At 56.1% G+C, this 17,094-nt stretch carries 15 protein-coding genes; 10 read left to right on the top strand and 5 right to left on the bottom strand.

The window, feature by feature from the left end:
* Positions 1-11 precede the first annotated feature (11 nt).
* On the top strand, positions 12-1,154 hold the full coding sequence (locus tag PW844_RS07730) for a DSD1 family PLP-dependent enzyme (RefSeq protein WP_299449954.1): 1,143 nt from the start codon (positions 12-14) through the stop codon (positions 1,152-1,154).
* Positions 1,155-1,204: 50 nt separating this feature from the next.
* On the opposite strand, the gene PW844_RS07725 is transcribed toward PW844_RS07730, so the two are convergent.
* Together PW844_RS07725 and PW844_RS07720 are read right to left on the bottom strand one after the other, a co-directional pair.
* Positions 1,205-2,548: an MFS transporter gene (locus PW844_RS07725; protein ID WP_299449953.1), complete on the bottom strand. Its 1,344-nt coding sequence runs from the start codon at positions 2,546-2,548 to the stop codon at positions 1,205-1,207.
* Positions 2,549-2,707: 159 nt separating this feature from the next.
* Positions 2,708-3,718 (bottom strand): GntR family transcriptional regulator, encoded by a 1,011-nt coding sequence (locus PW844_RS07720; RefSeq protein ID WP_084880960.1) that lies wholly within the window; start codon positions 3,716-3,718, stop codon positions 2,708-2,710.
* Positions 3,719-4,029: 311 nt separating this feature from the next.
* On the opposite strand from PW844_RS07720, the gene PW844_RS07715 reads away from it, so the two are divergent.
* The 7 genes from PW844_RS07715 to PW844_RS07685 all read left to right on the top strand — a co-directional run bounded on the left by PW844_RS07715 (position 4,030) and on the right by PW844_RS07685 (position 10,420).
* The gene (locus PW844_RS07715; protein ID WP_299449948.1) at positions 4,030-4,905 is read left to right on the top strand and encodes a polysaccharide deacetylase; all 876 of its coding nucleotides are present in this window, start codon (positions 4,030-4,032) and stop codon (positions 4,903-4,905) included.
* An 86-nt stretch (positions 4,906-4,991) separates the two neighbouring features.
* Positions 4,992-6,356, top strand: coding sequence for an MFS transporter (locus PW844_RS07710; protein ID WP_299449946.1), 1,365 nt, complete (start codon positions 4,992-4,994; stop codon positions 6,354-6,356).
* A 9-nt stretch (positions 6,357-6,365) separates the two neighbouring features.
* Positions 6,366-7,142, top strand: a complete 777-nt coding sequence (locus PW844_RS07705) for an SDR family NAD(P)-dependent oxidoreductase (RefSeq protein WP_299449944.1) — start codon at positions 6,366-6,368, stop codon at positions 7,140-7,142.
* A 9-nt stretch (positions 7,143-7,151) separates the two neighbouring features.
* Positions 7,152-7,898, top strand: coding sequence for an SDR family NAD(P)-dependent oxidoreductase (locus PW844_RS07700; RefSeq protein WP_299449942.1), 747 nt, complete (start codon positions 7,152-7,154; stop codon positions 7,896-7,898).
* An 11-nt stretch (positions 7,899-7,909) separates the two neighbouring features.
* The gene (locus PW844_RS07695) at positions 7,910-8,200 is read left to right on the top strand and encodes a hypothetical protein (RefSeq protein ID WP_299451075.1); all 291 of its coding nucleotides are present in this window, start codon (positions 7,910-7,912) and stop codon (positions 8,198-8,200) included.
* Positions 8,200-9,222 (top strand): GTP-binding protein, encoded by a 1,023-nt coding sequence (locus tag PW844_RS07690; protein ID WP_299449940.1) that lies wholly within the window; start codon positions 8,200-8,202, stop codon positions 9,220-9,222. The genes PW844_RS07695 and PW844_RS07690 overlap by 1 nt, the downstream gene beginning before the upstream one ends.
* Before the next feature lie 4 nt (positions 9,223-9,226).
* The gene (locus PW844_RS07685; RefSeq protein WP_299449938.1) at positions 9,227-10,420 is read left to right on the top strand and encodes a signal peptide prediction; all 1,194 of its coding nucleotides are present in this window, start codon (positions 9,227-9,229) and stop codon (positions 10,418-10,420) included.
* 91 nt (positions 10,421-10,511) lie between these two features.
* Here the strand turns inward: PW844_RS07685 and malG are convergent, their stop codons facing one another.
* Genes malG through malE form a run of 3 tightly spaced genes read right to left on the bottom strand, consistent with a single transcriptional unit; the run spans position 10,512 to position 14,200 of the window.
* On the bottom strand, positions 10,512-11,402 hold the full coding sequence (malG, locus tag PW844_RS07680; RefSeq protein ID WP_299449936.1) for a maltose ABC transporter permease MalG: 891 nt from the start codon (positions 11,400-11,402) through the stop codon (positions 10,512-10,514).
* A 9-nt stretch (positions 11,403-11,411) separates the two neighbouring features.
* On the bottom strand, positions 11,412-12,950 hold the full coding sequence (gene malF / locus PW844_RS07675) for a maltose ABC transporter permease MalF (protein ID WP_299449934.1): 1,539 nt from the start codon (positions 12,948-12,950) through the stop codon (positions 11,412-11,414).
* Positions 12,951-13,009: 59 nt separating this feature from the next.
* Complete coding sequence (malE, locus tag PW844_RS07670) at positions 13,010-14,200, bottom strand: maltose/maltodextrin ABC transporter substrate-binding protein MalE (protein ID WP_299449932.1); 1,191 nt, start codon at positions 14,198-14,200, stop codon at positions 13,010-13,012.
* Between the two features lie 361 nt (positions 14,201-14,561).
* Between malE and malK the strand changes: the two genes are divergently transcribed.
* Entirely contained in the window at positions 14,562-15,671 is a 1,110-nt protein-coding gene (malK, locus tag PW844_RS07665; RefSeq protein WP_299449930.1) for a maltose/maltodextrin ABC transporter ATP-binding protein MalK, read from the top strand.
* 42 nt (positions 15,672-15,713) lie between these two features.
* Positions 15,714-17,015 carry a maltoporin gene (locus tag PW844_RS07660; protein ID WP_299449928.1) on the top strand — a complete coding sequence of 434 codons (1,302 nt, stop codon included), beginning with the start codon at positions 15,714-15,716 and terminating at the stop codon, positions 17,013-17,015.
* Positions 17,016-17,094 lie beyond the last annotated feature (79 nt).

Raw genomic sequence — 17,094 nt, 5'->3', positions numbered from 1 at the left:
AGGAGATATCCGTGAAATTGACCCCCGACTGGCTTCATCAACTTGAAACGCCTTTTTTACTGATCGACGAAGCGCGTTATCAGCGCAATATTGATCGGTTATATCAGCGTGTCACCAACCTTGGCAGTGTAGTCCGCCCGCATCTGAAAACGCTGCGCTCGGTGGCTGCCGCCTCTTATCTCCTGAAGGATCATGAACATCCAGCAACTGTATCCACCCTGGCAGAAGCTGAAGGTTTTGCGGCGGCGGGGTATCGCAATCTGTTGTATGCGGTTGGTATCGCGCCGCATAAACTGCCGCGCGTGGCGCGCCTGATGCAGCAGGGCGTAGATCTGCATATCCTGCTGGATACGCCCGAACAGGCGCAGGCGGTGACGGAGTTCGCCCGCCAGCATGACGTTATTTTTTCAGTTTTTATCGAAATCGACTGCGATGGTCACCGTGGTGGCATTCCTCCAGAGAGCGAGGTGTTGTTGCAAATAGCACAGCAGCTGGAAGGCAAGGGCGCGGTGGTGCGTGGACTGCTGGCCCATGCCGGTGAATCCTACAACTGTCGCAGTGAAGAGGCGATTCGTGCGGCTGCGCGTAATGAGTGTGACGCCATTCATCTCGCCGCGCGCCGGGTTCGCGAGACGGGCATTGCCTGTCCGATTCTCAGCATCGGCGCAACGCCCACCGCGCATTACGCTGAAGAACTTGAGGGCATCAGCGAAGTGCGCGCCGGTGTGTTTACCACTTTTGATTTGGTTATGCATAACGTCGGCGTCTGCCAAAAGCAGGACATTGCCCTGTCGGTGGTGAGCACGGTGATTGGTCACAACGCTGAGAAAAACTGGGTCTTTGTCGATGCCGGTTGGATGGCAATGTCGCGCGATCGTGGTACCGCAGCGGGCCCAGTGGATTATGGTTACGGGCTGGTGTGTGATATGCAGGGAAACCCTTTAGATGTTTGCCTCAACACCACCAACCAGGAACACGGCATCATCGCTTTACCGGCAGGGAGTAGCCTGAGCGTGCAGGACTTTCCGGTGGGTTCACGCGTGCGTATTTTGCCGAATCACGCCTGTGCCACTGCCGCCATGCATCAGCAATATCAGGTGTTACAGGCGGAAGATGACCAGCCGTTAAGCTGGTCGCGTATTATCGGTTGGTAATTATGTGACGTTGTCACTATGGCGGTGCCTGCCGTGCCGCCCTGACAACATCAATGTTGCTGCCACTCCTGATATTCTCCGTTGCGCCGACCCGGTGCGGTTTCTGGCAGTCGCAGCAGGCCAATCACGGAAATCACCCCAAGCACCGCCACATAAATCGCCAGACCATACCAGTGTCCACCGGTTGCCTGCAGAATCTTCACCGCCACCAGTCCCAGCACGCCGCTGCCGATCAAAGAACCGACCTGCCAGATCACCGCGATGCCGCTACAGCGGATGTGTGTGGGAAACAGTTCCGGGAACCAGGAGGCCTGCGGGGCGTAACACATGCTATGGCCCAGCGTCAGCGCCACAATCATCGCTATTTGCGTCAGCCAGTAACTGTTTTGTGACAGTGCGAGGAAGAATGGCACGATAGATAACACGATGAGCAACGCGCCAATCATATACACCGGTTTGCGGCCGATTTTATCGGACAACGCTCCCATCAGCGGGATCGAGAACACTTCCAGAATCACCGCAACGATCATGCTATTCATCAGGATACCGGCATCGATCTGGTTAGCTTTACCCCATGCGAGGATGATCACCGTGAACAGGGCGAAAGCGCAGGCTTCTATCAATTTGGCCGCCACGCCGTTGATCACCAGGCGCGGATTTCCCTGAATCACTTCTTTCAGTGGGCGTGACTCTGCTGCTTTAGTGGCACGGATGGCGGCAAAAACCGGCGATTCATCAATGCGCAGGCGAATAAATAACCCCACGATCACCAGCAGCGCGCTTAACAGGAAAGGTACACGCCAGCCCCAGTCCATCATCTGATCGGTAGATAACGTAGCGTTAAGGATGGCAAACAACGCCAGCGGCAGCAGAAAGCCGACTGGTGCGCCAATCTGCACCCAGCTGGCAAAGAAACCCCGGCGTGAAGATTGTGAATATTCCGCTGTCATCAATACGGCCCCGGCCTGTTCACCACCCACGCCAAATCCCTGCAACAGACGAATCAGAATCAGCAACGCTGGTGCCCACAGACCAATTTTTTCATAGGTTGGCAGCAGCCCGATACAGAAAGTCCCCAGGCCGACGATCAGAATAGTCGCCACCAGCGCTTTTTTACGACCAACTTTATCGCCGATATGACCAAACACGATGCCGCCAATCGGACGCGCCAGAAAACCTACCGCATAAGTGGCGAAAGCGGCGAGGGTACTGACGAGGGGATCGTGGCTGGGGAAAAACAGATGGCCGAAAAACAGTACAGCAGCAGTACCGTAAGCGAAGAAATCGTAATATTCCGCCGCAGTGCCTATGGCTGATGCCCCGGCAACCCGTTTAATTAATGAGGTATCTGTTGTCTGAGAAGCCTGGGTCGAAGTTACAGCAGAGGAAGACATAATTATTACCTGCAGGTGAGTTTTGTTCTACTACCATACAAGAATAGTTATGCACTCTGATGAGAAAACGATCACATCTTAAGTAAAAACAGCCCAATATCGCACCAGGTTGTAGCGGCACAATTTATTGCGCTATTGGGCTGTCAAAAATGGATATTTTCAACGACGCTCCATAAATGACGGCAGAGCAGGGACCGGCAGCACCGAGAGAACCTTCAGGCGTTGCAGGGTACGTACCTGCGCCCGTTCGAGATGGTCGCGCAGACAAGCCGCGGCCAGCTCCCAGTTGCCTTTCAGCAGCATTTCGTACACCAGGCTGTGCTCCTCCAGCATCGCGGTTTCCACCGGGATGGCGAGCAAATCATAAAAGATACGGGTGACAATAAAGGGGGATTGATTCTGTCGCAGAATCTGCATCATTAGCTTATTGCCTGCCGGTTCGAGGCAGCGCACGTGCAGATCTTCCTCCAGCAATTCCAGCTCGGCGGCTGTCAATTGTTTGCCTTTGAATTTCTGCGCTTTTTCCAGTGATGCCGTCAGCCAATCCACCGCCAGATGACGGCCTGCTTTGCGTAACGCCGTAGGTTCAAGGCTGGCGCGAATTTCAAAATGGTCGGCAATTTCACGTGCGGTCAGCGGACCTGTCAGCCACTGGGAATAGGGTTCTTTTTCCACCAGGCCTTTATCACGCAGACGCATCAGGCTTTCGCGGATCACCGCGCGGCTGATGTTGTAATGCTGCGCTGCTTGCTGCTCATCCACCTGATAACAACCAAACACCATGGCGGTGGAAAGCACGACCTGGAGGTTCTCCAGCACTTTCTCCCCGGTACTGCGGGTATCCACCAGCGCTTCCTGCTCATCCAGCCCGAGTAATTCGCGCGTCAGGGCGATGCGCAGCGGTTCCACTTCCTGCGCTTCCTTCGCCACGATAAAGCCACGGCCTTCGAAACGGGCAATCAGCCCCTCATCATGTAACAAACTCAGTGCACGGCGAACCGGCACGCGGCTGGTGCCAAACAGCTGCGCCAGCGGGCCTTCCAGTAATACCAGACCTTGCGGCACGCGTTTCTGCTTCAGCACGGTATATAAAAGCTGGCGAATAACTTCATAGCGCGCAGAGGCGGTTTCTTCTGTCGCTGCCGGGGAGCTTTTTGTCCGCATTGTCATTTCATCGGTCCTGTTTTCATCGCGCTACATTATCACATCCTGACGGGCTGCAAAGCCGCGAGCGCTGAGGCACAGTTCTGGTGCAATCCGCACAATAATGGATCATAACTACAAATGTACATCTTTAAGATGTCATCTCAAAAACGCCACTACCCTGGCATTTATCATTATACAGATTATTCAAGCCATTGATTAAATTATATTAATATCCAATCATCATACTAGCCCCCATCCGTTACAAAGATCCTGGCATCCCTATTGCAAACACTAAATGGATATTTATTTAAATGTACATTTATGGAGTTGCAGATATGGCCAAAGAAATCCTTTGCGCATTTGGTGTGGATGTTGATGCCGTTGCAGGCTGGCTCGGTTCTTACGGCGGGGAAGATTCGCCGGATGATATTTCACGCGGGCTGTTTGCCGGTGAAGTGGGCGCACCACGTTTGCTGAAGATGTTTGCCGAGCAAAACCTGCGTACCACCTGGTTTATTCCAGGACATTCCATTGAAACCTTCCCGGAACAGATGAAAGCGGTGGTGGATGCCGGACACGAAATCGGTATTCACGGTTACAGCCATGAAAACCCCATCGCCATGACACCGGCGCAGGAAGAAGCGGTGCTGGATCGCAGCATCGAACTGGTCACTCAGCTGGCGGGTAAACGTCCTACCGGTTATGTTGCGCCCTGGTGGGAATTCAGCAATGTCACCAATGAGTTACTGCTGAAGAAAGGGATCAAATATGATCACAGCCTGATGCATAACGATTTCCATCCTTATTACGTTCGCGTCGGGGATAGCTGGACCAAAATCGATTACAGCCAGCATCCCGATGCCTGGATGAAGCCGCTGGAACGCGGCGCGGAAACCGACCTTGTGGAGATCCCCGCCAACTGGTATCTCGACGATCTGCCGCCAATGATGTTTATCAAAAAATCGCCCAACAGCCACGGTTTCGTCAATCCGCGTCATCTGGAAGAGATGTGGCGTGACCAGTTTGACTGGGTCTATCGCGAAAATGACTACGCCGTCTTTACCATGACCATCCATCCCGATGTTTCAGGCCGCCCGCAAGTGTTACTGATGCTGGAGCGTCTGATTCAGTACATCCGCAGTCATGAAGGTGTGCGTTTCGTCACCTTTGATGAAATCGCCGATGACTTTAAACAGCGCCAACCACGCTGACCCCCGGAGCGCATTAATGCGCTCCCTACAAGAACCCGTAGGGTCACCATTTATGGTGACCTGACCCCTGACAGAGTGATAGCGCTATGAGCATCTTTAAAAAAATCTCCGTAAATGGCTGGCAGCCGCAGCAGTTGACCATCAGGGATGTAAAATTTGCCACCTGGATTGCTTTTTTTGCCTGGGTTTTTGCTGTTTATGATTTCATCCTGTTCGGCACGCTGTTGCCGGAAATCGGCGGCCATTTTGGCTGGAGCGAAGTCGAGCAGGCGGAAATCGCCACCTGGGTCGCCGTTGGCGGAGCGGTGATTGCCCTGGCGATTGGCCCGCTGGTGGATCGTCTCGGTCGCCGTATGGGGATTGTCATCACCGTGGGCGGTGCGGCGCTGTGCTCACTGCTGACGGCGGTGGGCGGTGCCTGGGGTAAAGGCGCACTGACTGCGATTCGCTCTGTCGCCGGGTTGGGCTATGCCGAGCAAACCGTCAACGCGACCTATCTCTCCGAATTGTATACCGCGCTGGACGATCCAAAACTCAACAAACGCAAAGGTTTCGTTTATAGCCTGGTGCAGGGCGGCTGGCCGGTCGGGGCACTGGTGGCTTCAGCGCTGACCGCGATTCTGATGCCCGTTATCGGCTGGCAGGGCAGCTTTATCTTCGCCGCATTGCCGTCGCTGGTGATTGCCGTATTGGCGCTGAAGCTGAAAGAAACCCCGCAGTTTCAGGTACAGAAAAAGATCCAGCAGCTACGCGCCGCAGGTCACGATAGCGATGCGCGTCAGGTCGCGGCGGATTATCAGGTTTCTTATGAAGAACAGCATAACGCGGGCATGGCGGCGGCGTTTCGTGGTCCCTCGCTGCGTGCCACGCTGGTGCTGGGTGGTGCGGTGCTGATCAACTGGTTCGCCATTCAGATTTTCAGCGTGCTGGGTACTACCGTGATCACCAAAACCCACGACGTGTCTTTTAACAGTTCGCTGCTGATTCTGATCCTGTCCAACCTCGTCGGATACTGTGGCTACCTGGTACACGGCTGGCTTGGTGATCGCTTCGGCCGTCGCAACACCATCGCGGTAGGTTGGATGCTGGGCGGTGTCTCCTTTGCTGCCATGCTTTACTGCCCGGACAACTTCGCCACTATCGTCGCTCTCTACAGCATTGGCCTGTTTTTCCTCATCGGTCCTTACGCGGCGGCGCTGTTCTTTATCAGTGAAAGCTTCCCGACCGCCATCCGCGCTACCGCCGGAGCATTGATCGGGGCGATGGGACCGGTCGGCGCGATTATCGCTGGCGTCGGTACCACCAGCGTCCTGAGCAGCGGCGGCCACTGGCAGGATGCTGCACTGTGGTTCGGGGCTGTGCCGTGCTTTATCTCCGGCATCATCATGTTCTTCGCGCGGGCTAACGCGCATCAGCGTGCGGGCTCGCGCGCCGCTGTGACTTCAGTTTAAGGAATAACCATGCAAGATTCTGTCTCAACACAACCGGTCGCCGCGATTAGCGGTGCCGCCAGCGGGATTGGCCTGGCGCTGGCAACGCTGTATGCACAACGTGGTGTACGGGTGATCGCCGGTTACTACCCTGCCGATCCGCACGATCCGGCTGTCGCTGCGGCACAGGTGGAAGCCGCGGGTGGTGATGCCATCTGGTTGCCGCTCGACGTCGCCACAACGGATTCGGTGGATACCTTTATCGCGCAGGGTGTGGCGCACTTTGGTCGCCTCGATTATATGGTGGCGAATGCGGGAATTTTGCGTCGTGCGCCGATTGAAGAGATGAGCGATACACGCTGGGACGACATGCTTAATGTTGACCTGACCGGGGTGATGCGCTGCTTCCGCGCCGCCACTCCCCATCTGCACGCCGGTGCCAGCCTGGTTGCCGTTTCCTCCATCGCCGGTGGTGTCTACGGCTGGCAGGATCATGCCCACTATGCCGCAGCGAAAGCTGCGGTGCCAGGCATCTGCCGCTCTCTGGCAGTAGAACTGGCTGCGCGCGGGGTACGCTGCAACGCCATTATTCCGGGATTGATCGAAACGCCTCAGTCGCTGGATAAGCAGAATTCACTGGGTCCGGAAGGGCTGGCAAAGGCTGCCGGAACCATCCCGCTGGGACGCGTGGGTCGCCCGGAAGAAATCGCCAAAGCGATCGCGTTTCTGACCAGTGAAGAGAGCAGCTATCTCACCGGGCAAAGCCTGATTGTGGATGGTGGGCTGACTGTGCGTTGGCCGGACTAAGGAGTCGTGATGCAACTGCAAAATAAACGCTGTGTGATTACCGGTGCCGCCAGCGGCATTGGTGCTGCCATTGCTGAGCTGTTTGCGCGCGAAGGTGCGCGGCTGGTACTGACCGATCGCGACAGCGACAAACTCGCGCTGAGGGTGGCGCACTGCCAGCAACTCGGTGCCGATTGTCATGGCGTGGTGGCGGATGTCGGTGAGATCGCCGGAGCCACCGCGGGCGTGGACGATTGTATTGCGCGCTTTGACGGCATTGACGTGCTGGTGAATAACGCCGGTATGCTGACCCAGGCACGTTGTACGGCGATCACGCTGGCAATGTGGGAAGAGATGATGGCTGTCGATTTGCGCAGCGTATTTTTAGCCACACAGCGCGCGCTACCAGCGATGCTGGCCCAGCGCTGGGGGCGGGTGATCAATATCGCTTCGCAGCTGGGCATTAAAGGCGGTGCTGAATTGTGTCATTACGCCGCAGCTAAAGCGGGTGTGATCGGTTTTACTAAATCTCTGGCGCTGGAGGTTTCCGCCGATAACGTGCTGGTCAACGCCATCGCGCCCGGCCCGATTGAAACCCCGTTAATTGATGGCATCAATCAGGCGTGGAAGCAGGCGAAGGCGGCAGAACTGCCGCTGGGGCGTTTTGGCCGGGCGGAAGAGGTGGCACCGGTGGCCTTGCTGCTGGCAAGCGAGCCGGGCGGCAATTTGTTTGTCGGCCAGACGCTGGGACCGAATTCCGGCGATGTGATGCCGTAACGGAGGCAATGATGTGTGGAGTCTGTGGTCTTCTTGATAACGGGCCGCAGTGGAGCGATCCACTGCGGCAGGATCTGCCCGCCCGCCAGCTACGCCTGCAACAATTGGCGCTGCTCAATCGTGCGCTTAAACCCTGGCGGTTATCCCTGACGGAGTTTCACAACAGCTGGCTGCTGGCCAGCCCGACCGGTCAGCAAACGCTGGTCAACTCGCTGGATGTGTTGTGGAAAGAAGCGGAAAAGATGATGCGGCGGCCCATTGATCCACTCGATGAAAACTGGCTGGCGGCGCTGGAGGGCTGATGCAATACGAAGAGAAGTTACCCCTGCATGTACTGAGCGGTTTTCTCGGCAGTGGCAAAACCACGCTGCTGAAAGGCTGGCTGGCGCAGCAGAATCTGAATGATATTGCGCTGCTGGTGAATGAATTTGGTGAGGTGGGCATTGATCATCATTTGCTGAATGAAGTCGCGCCCGATACGGTGCTGCTGCCCAGTGGCTGTGTCTGCTGCCAGATTCGCGGTGAACTTAAAACCGCGCTGCTTGATCTCTATGAACGTCGCGCGCGCGGGCAGCTCCCGCCGTTCAAACAGGTGATTCTGGAAACCACCGGGCTGGCTGATCCTTCACCGATTTTGTCAACGCTGCTGCATGATCGCCAGCTGCAACATCATTTCACCCAGGGGACACTGGTCACGCTGGTGGATGCGGAACACGCAACCCTGCAGGCTGATACCCAGCCCGAGTGGCTGGCTCAGGTCAGCGCGGCAGATAAGTTGTTGCTGAGTAAAGGTGACAGGGTAACGAAAGAGGCCCGTACAGACATGCTGGCCTGGCTACGTCAGCTCAATCCACTGGCACAACTGAACGATACCGAAGAGGCGCTGCGCGATCCGCTCAGCCTGTTTAGTCACACAGTTACCAGCGGGTCACGGCAGCAACGCTTCCGCTGGCTGGGAGCTTGCTCCAGTGACAATGTCACGTTAACCCCGGTTGCGCACAGCACTTCACATCCGGTTACGCAAACCTGCGTGATCACCCTGCACCAGACGATAAACTGGCCAGCGTTTGCTATCTGGCTGTCAATGCTATTACATTGCCATGGCCGTACGGTGTTGCGAATGAAAGGCATTTTACGCGTGAGCGACAGCAGCGCGCCCATTGTGATTCATGGCGTGCAGCATACGCTGCATCCGCCGGTGCATCTGGCTGACTGGCCCGGTGAACTGGAGAGTTCAAAACTGGTATTTATTTTGCGCGGTCTGGAGGCCGATCGTCTGCAACAGGCGTTCAGTCGCACCCTGCGGGCGTTTGAGGAGCCATAACGGTATGAATTCTGCGGCAGTGGTCAATGACCAGCTGACCTTACGCGTGCTCGGAACCTCCGTCACGTTGCTGGAGATGCTGCGCGTGCGCGCGGAACAGGATCTCGGCATTAAAATCGAATATATGTTGCGTAGCGTGGAAGATGCGCAGCGAATCGCCGTCATGCATCCCGAAAGTTACGATCTCTACGATCAATGGTTCCACAATATCGATTTCGTCTGGCCAGCACGTGCCATCCAGCCGCTGGAGATTAAACGGCTGACGTACTGGGACGAAGTCAATGCGCTGGCCAAGACCGGCACCCTGCAAAATGATGGCGTACTGGCAGATGGCAGCGTGCCATCACAGCGTTTGTATGTGCAGCGTGATTTGCATCTCGGCAGCCAGCCGAGCGACCGTATCAGTATGCTGCCGCTGACGCATAACGTCGATAGCTTTGCTTATCACGTCGATCGTCTGCCCACCGCATTGCGCGAAGAGGAAGAGAGCTGGAGCTGGTTATTGCATCCGGCACTTACCGGCCAGGTAGCGTTGCAGGAAGATGCCGCCATGGGTGGGCTGGATGCCGCGCTGGCGATGCAGGGGGCTGGACTGGCGCGTTTCGCCAACACCGGCAATCTGACACTAGAAGAAATTGATACCCTCGCCCAGGAACTGACGCGTCTGAATCGCCAGGGCCATTTTGCGGCGTTCTGGGCCAGCCAGGAGCAGGCGTGCGATTTAATTGAGAACCGCCAGGTGGAAGTACAAAGCCTGTGGGCACCGATCTACTTTCGTCATCATTTCCATCAGCGTGGCTATAAAATGGCGCATCCGCGCGAAGGCTATCGCGCCTGGTATGGCGGCATGTCTTTGTCTCGTTGCGCCACCGGCAGAATTAAAGATGCCGCTTACGCGTATCTTAACTGGTGGCAATCCGGCTGGCCGGGGGCAGTGATGGCGCGTCAGGGGTATTACATCTCCAATCCACAGCGCAGCAAGGCGCATCTCTCTGCGGCCGAGTGGGATTTCTGGTATGGCGGCAAGCCTGCCGCAGAAATGTTGTATGACGCCTGGGGTGCTCCGTTGATTCCGCAGGGAGAAAGCCGCGATGGCGGCAGTTATGAACAGCGGATGAGCCATATCGCCGTGTGGAACTCGGTGATGGATGAGCATAATTATCTGACGCGTCGCTGGCAGGATTTCTTGCGTTCGTAAAGAAAAGAGGCGGCCCGCAGGCCGCCAAAGACGCTCAATCCCTCAATGGCAGTGAACATTGAGGAAGCAGTGGCAACGCAATGATGAAGACTTATCCTTTGACGCCTCCCGCCGTGAGACCGCTGACCAGCCAGCGCTGAGCCAGCAGGAACACCAGCGTAATCGGGATGGCAGAAAGCACCGCCGCTGCGGCAAAGTCACCCCACAGGTAGTTCTGTGGGTTGAGGTATTGCTGCATGCCGACCGCCAGCGTGTAGCTGTTAACATCGCGCAGCAGCAACGAGGCAACCGGCACCTCGGTAACCGCCGCGATAAAGGCGAGGATAAAAACCACCGCCAGAATCGGCACGGACAGCGGTAATAACACCAGCCGGAAAGCCTGCCACGGCGTTGCACCATCCAGCGCTGCCGCTTCCTCCAGCGAGCCGTCGATGGTTTCGAAATAGCCTTTGATGGTCCAGACGTGCAGCGCAATGCCGCCGAGGTAAGCAAAGATCACGCCGCCGTGGGTATTCAGACCAATAAACGGCAGATACTGACCCAACCGATCAAACAACGCGTACAGCGCGACCAGCGACAGCACTGCCGGGAACATCTGGAAAATCAGCATCGCTTTCAGCAGGCTGGCGCGTCCGGCAAAGCGCATGCGCGCAAACGCATAAGCGCAGGTGGTGGAGAGCGTCACGATGCCGAGCGCGCTGATGGCCGCAATTTTTATCGAGTTCCACAGCCACAACAGCACCGGAAAGGGTGGTGGCGTCACGCTGCCATCCGCATGGGTAATGCTAAAACCGAGCGCCAGCCGCCAGTGTTCCCACGACACCTGATCCGGAATCAGGCTGCCGGTGGCGAAGTTACCGGCACGCAGTGAGATTGCCAGCACCATCATCAGCGGGAAAAGTATCGCTGCGATAAAGATCAGCAGCAGCAGATGCGTCAGCAACAGGCGCAGCTTCTGCGATTTGGGTTGCACCATAGCCATAACGTCTCCTTAGTCGAATTTCATCCGCACAGCTTTCAGGTTGATCACCGCCAGCGCACCCACCAGCAGGAAGATCAGGGTGGCAATCGCCGCTGCCAGACCAAAGTCCTGCCCGCCGCCGCCTTCAAAAGCGATGCGCCAGGTGTAATTCACCAGCAGGTCGGTGTAGCCCGCCGGGGTGGTGGTGCCAATCCGATCCGGGCCGCCATTGGTCAGCAGCTGTACCAGCACAAAGTTATTAAAATTAAAGGCAAAGCTGGCGATCATCAGTGGCATCAACGGCTTCAGCAGCAGCGGCAGGGTGATGAGAAAGAAGTTCTGTAACGGCCCGGCACCGTCCATCGCAGAGGCCTCATAAAGATCATCCGGGATCGCTTTCAGTAACCCCATGCACAAAATCATCATGTAGGGGTAGCCCAGCCAGGTGTTAACGATCACCAGCATCGATCGTGCCAGCAAAGGATCGCTGAACCATGCCGGTTGCAGGCCGAATAGCGCCTTGAGCATCACATTGATCTCGCCAAAACTCTGGTTAAACAACCCTTTGAAGATCAGGATCGAGATAAACGCGGGCACCGCGTAGGGCAGGATCAACAGCACGCGATAGATGGCTTTGCCTTTCAGTGCCTCCCACTGCACCAGGCAGGCCAGCACCATGCCCACTGCCACCGTCAGAACTACCGTCAGTAGCGAAAAGATCAGCGTCCAACCGAAGATCGCCAGAAACGGCTTCTGAATCCCGGCGTCAGTAAAGACACGGATAAAGTTTTTCCAGCCGGTATTCACCGTAAAGCCTGGACTGAGTTTTTCACTACCCCAGCTGCCATCGATATTGCGGGTCTGATAAAAGCCACTGGTACCATTTGCCCGGTAAAGCACGCCACTTTGCTGATTTTTCAGCGCCCCATCGTTATTCAACTGGTAAAGCGGGCGGGTGCCGGAAAACTGGCGTAAAGAACTCATCACCAGCTGACGACCATCAGGCAGTTCGGCATGAATCTGGCTCAACGCCTGGCGGTTGGTCGTGATGATCCTGAGCGTCGCGCGTTCACCGCCAGGCGCAGGGGCGCTAGTCAGTTTAAGCGACTGCTCACCACCAAAGGAGAAGGGCGCTGAGACAAAAGTTTGCCCGCTCTCCCCATCGGCTAACACCAGTTGCCAGCGTTCACCCGCCGAAAACAGTGAGAAATTTAACCCCGCGCCATCCTGGTACTCTCGGCTGAGCAATACCTGCTGCGCCCGTTCCAGCGTTAGTTGGTTGGTGCTGCTGTAGTTGGTGAAGGCAATAGCGACGGTACAGGCCAGCGGGAACAACACAAACAGCGCCATCCCGGCAATACCGGGGTACACATAGCGCCAGGCATAGGCGCGGCGATTGGCATAAATCCAGATGCCGACTGCGCTGATAATCAACGTGACCAGCGCAAACAGGTACTCACCTTGGGCATACATCAGCACCAGAAGATAGCCGACCAGCAGACAGCAGATCCCGACGAGAAGGCTCTTCAGCACTGCGCTTTGCCATCCCGATTGCGGTTTTCCTGACATGATTCGGTTTTCCTTAACAGCCGTGACGAGCCGGATCATTCCGGCTCTGGTAGTGGGAATTACTTGGTCAGACGTGCTTGGGCGTCTTTTAACGCGGCGTCTACGGTCTGGCGACCGCTCAGGGCGTTGAGGGTCGCAGTACGCATGGCATACCAGAAGGCCGCCATTTGCGGGATGTTAGGCATAATGTCGCCGTTCTGGGCGTTGCTCATGGTGGCGGCGATACGCGGGTCTTTCTCCAGCTGTTGCTGGAAGGATTTGAGGGCGACGGCACCCAATGGCTTATCTTTATTCACCGCACCCAGACCGGCGTCGGTCAGCAGGTAGTTTTCCAGAAACTCTTTCGCCAGTTCTTTGTTCGGGCTGGCGGCGTTAATACCGGCGCTCAGTACGCCGACAAACGCTTTCGACGGTTTACCCTTCAGCGTTGGCAGCAGCGTGATGCCGTAATTAATGCCGCTTTTATCGATATTGCTCCACGCCCAGGGACCGTTAATGGTCATGGCGGTCTGGCCTTTATTAAATGCGGCTTCGGCAATGGAATAATCGGTATCGGCATTCAGGGTCTTGGCTTTCACCTGATCCACCAGGAACTGCATCCCGGCTTTGGCACCGGCATTATCCACACCCACGTCCTTCACGTTGTAGTGACCATCAGCGTATTTAAAGGCATAGGCACCCCCTGCGGCCAGCAGCGGCCAGGTGAAGTAGGGTTCCTGCAAGTTGAACATGATGGCGCTTTTACCCTGCTTACGCATTTTCTGGTCGAGCGCGGCGATCTCTTCCCAGGTTTTCGGTGGTTCTGGCAGCAGGTCTTTGTTATAAATCAGCGACAGGGCCTCAACCGAGATCGGATAACCAATCAGCTTGCCGTTAAAGCGCACCGCGTCCCAGGTAAACGGAAAAATCTTCTCCTGGAAATTCTTGTCCGGGCTAATCTCCGCCAGCAGTCCTGATTCGGCATAACCACCAAAGCGATCGTGCGCCCAGAAGATGATGTCCGGACCATCGCCGGTTGCTGCCACCTGCGGATATTTCTCTTCCATCTTGTCGGGATGTTCGACGGTCACCTTAATGCCGGTTTCCTGTTCAAACTTTTTGCCGACTTCAGCCAGGCCGTTATAGCCTTTATCGCCGTTGATCCAGATGACCAGTTTTCCTTCTTCGATCTTCGCCATCGCCGAGGCCGAAAAGAGCACGGCGGTAAGGGCGGATAAGGCCAGAATTCGTGCACCGGTATTCATCGTCATAACTCCATCCTGTTAGCAGAAACGGTAATCTTGTCGTTTCATTCTGTTTGTCTCCGTTAACTTTTCATCCTCCTGTGTTCTACGCCTGCCTGCCGCTTGCTGTGATCTGCGTTGCAAAACAGGGCGGTTATCACGGTCTGGCGCACAAAACTGTCAGCTCCGGTTTGTCTTGCCGGTCACAAAAATCGTCTGCCCTCCGCTTCTGGACGGTTTGTCCACCTGACCTCCTCCTCCCAACTCCTCCCCCATAAATCAGCCCGTTGCGGAGGATGTTGCCTGCTACGTCGATGCCCATAGTGGTCGCCGGGGTCTGTCCGCCGTTTCGTGGACAAGGATTAGCACGTTGAGAGGAATAAGCATCATGGCGAGCGTCACGTTACGCAATGTCACCAAAGCCTGGGGTGATACCGAGGTCTCGAAAGATATCAACCTGGAAATCGGCGAAGGGGAGTTTGTGGTGTTTGTCGGCCCATCAGGCTGTGGGAAATCCACGTTGCTGCGCATGATTGCCGGGCTGGAAACCATCACCCGTGGCGAATTGCGCATTGGCGATCAACGAATGAATGAAGTGCCTCCCGCTGAACGCGGTGTTGGGATGGTGTTCCAGTCTTATGCGCTCTATCCCCATCTTTCTGTGGCGGAGAACATGTCTTTCGGCCTGAAACTGGCCGGAGTGAAAAAAGCGGAAATCGCGCAGCGAGTGAACCAGGTCGCGGAGGTGTTGCAATTGGCGCACCTGCTGGATCGCCGTCCGAAAGCGCTTTCCGGTGGGCAGCGGCAGCGCGTGGCGATTGGCCGTACGCTGGTGGCGGAACCGCGGGTGTTTTTGCTGGATGAACCGCTCTCCAACCTGGATGCGGCGTTACGTGTGCAGATGCGTATTGAGATTTCCCGTCTGCATAAACGCCTGAAGCGTACCATGATTTACGTCACGCACGATCAAATCGAAGCGATGACGCTGGCCGATAAGATCGTGGTGCTGGATGCCGGGCGCGTGGCGCAGGTAGGCAAGCCACTCGAACTTTATCACTATCCCGCCAACCGCTTTGTTGCCGGTTTTATCGGCTCCCCGAAGATGAATTTCCTGCCCGTCAAAGTGACCGCCACCGCCATTGAGCAGGTGCAGGTGCGTCTGCCTAACGATCAACTGGTGTGGCTGCCGGTGGACAGCGCGGGTGTGCAGGTGGGCAGCAACATGTCATTAGGCATCCGTCCCGAACATCTGATTTCCAGTGAGATCGCCGATGTCACCCTCGAAGGAGAGGTGCAGGTGGTCGAGCAACTGGGTTTTGAAACGCAAATTCACATCCAAATTCCCGCCATTCGTCAGAACCTGGTTTACCGCCAGGAGGACGTAGTGCTGGTAGAAGAGGGCGCCCTGATGGGCATTGGTCTGCCGCCTGAGCGTTGTCACCTGTTCCGTGAGGACGGGAGCGCTTGTCGCAGGTTGCATCAGGAGCCTGGTGTTTAGCCCCGTAAAAACAAGAAAAGCAATGACCTCAGGAGAATAAACATGTTAACTCTGCGCAAACTTCCCCTCGCGGTTGCCATCGCGGCGGGTACGCTTTCAGCCCCGTCTATGGCGGTCGATTTTACCGGCTATGCCCGTTCCGGCATCGGCTGGACCGGCAGTGGCGGCGAACAGCAATGTTTTCAGGCAACCGGTGCGCAAAGCAAATACCGTCTGGGAAACGAATGCGAAACCTATGCTGAACTGAAACTGGGCCAGGAAGTGTGGAAGGAGGGCGATAAAAGCTTCTACTTCGATACGAACGTGGCTTACTCGGTTTCTCAGCAGAACGACTGGGAAGCGACTTCCCCGGCTTTTCGTGAAGCCAACGTCAAAGGTAAAAACCTGATTGATGCCCTGCCAGGCGCCACCATGTGGGCAGGTAAACGCTTCTATCAGCGCCATGACGTGCATATGATCGACTTCTACTACTGGGATATCTCGGGGCCTGGTGCCGGTTTGGAAGATGTCGACCTCGGTTTCGGTAAACTCTCTTTCGCGGCGACCCGTTCATCTGAATCAGGCGGTTCTTACGCCTTCTCCAGCGATCAGACACGTGATTACGCCACTGCCACCGCCAACGATGTATTCGATGTGCGTCTTGCTGGCCTGCAAACCAACCCGAACGGGGTGCTGGAACTGGGTGTCGATTACGGTCGTGCCAACGAACGTGATGGCTACCATCTGGAAGACGGTGCATCCAGAGATGGCTGGATGTTCACCGCCGAACACACGCAGAGCATGCTGAAAGGCTACAACAAGTTTGTACTGCAATATGCCACCGATGCCATGACTTCACAGGGCAAAGGCATTCCGCAAGGCACCAGCATCAATAACAACGGCAACATGTATCGCATCCTTGACCACGGGGCGATCTCGCTGGCAGATGACTGGGACCTGATGTACGTCGCCATGTATCAGAACATCGACCTCGACAACGATCGTGGTACCGAGTGGTACACCGTTGGTGTGCGCCCGATGTACAAATGGACGCCGATCATGAGCACCCTGCTGGAAGTCGGCTACGACAACGTCAAATCTCAGCAGGCGAAAGAGCGCAACGGCCAGTACAAAATTACCCTTGCTCAGCAGTGGCAGGCTGGCGACAGCATCTGGTCACGCCCGGCGCTGCGTCTGTTCGCTACTTACGCCAAATGGGATGAGAAATGGGGCTACACCAAAGATTCTTCCGGTGACCTGACCTCCTTTGCCTCTGCTGATAGCACCGGTAACGGCATCTTAACCAACAGTCGTGGTAACAACGATGAGTGGACGTTTGGTGCACAGATGGAGATCTGGTGGTAAGCCGATCCTGCATCACCTCTGAATAATGTCTCTTCGGCAGCGGCGGCCATTTGCCTGGTTTACGCCGCTGCCTGACACC

Source organism: Pantoea sp. (assembly GCF_028283705.1).
Lineage (GTDB): Bacteria > Pseudomonadota > Gammaproteobacteria > Enterobacterales > Enterobacteriaceae > Pantoea.
The sequence above is the reverse complement of the archived record's forward strand: the minus strand, read 5'-3'. Positions and strand labels throughout refer to the sequence as shown.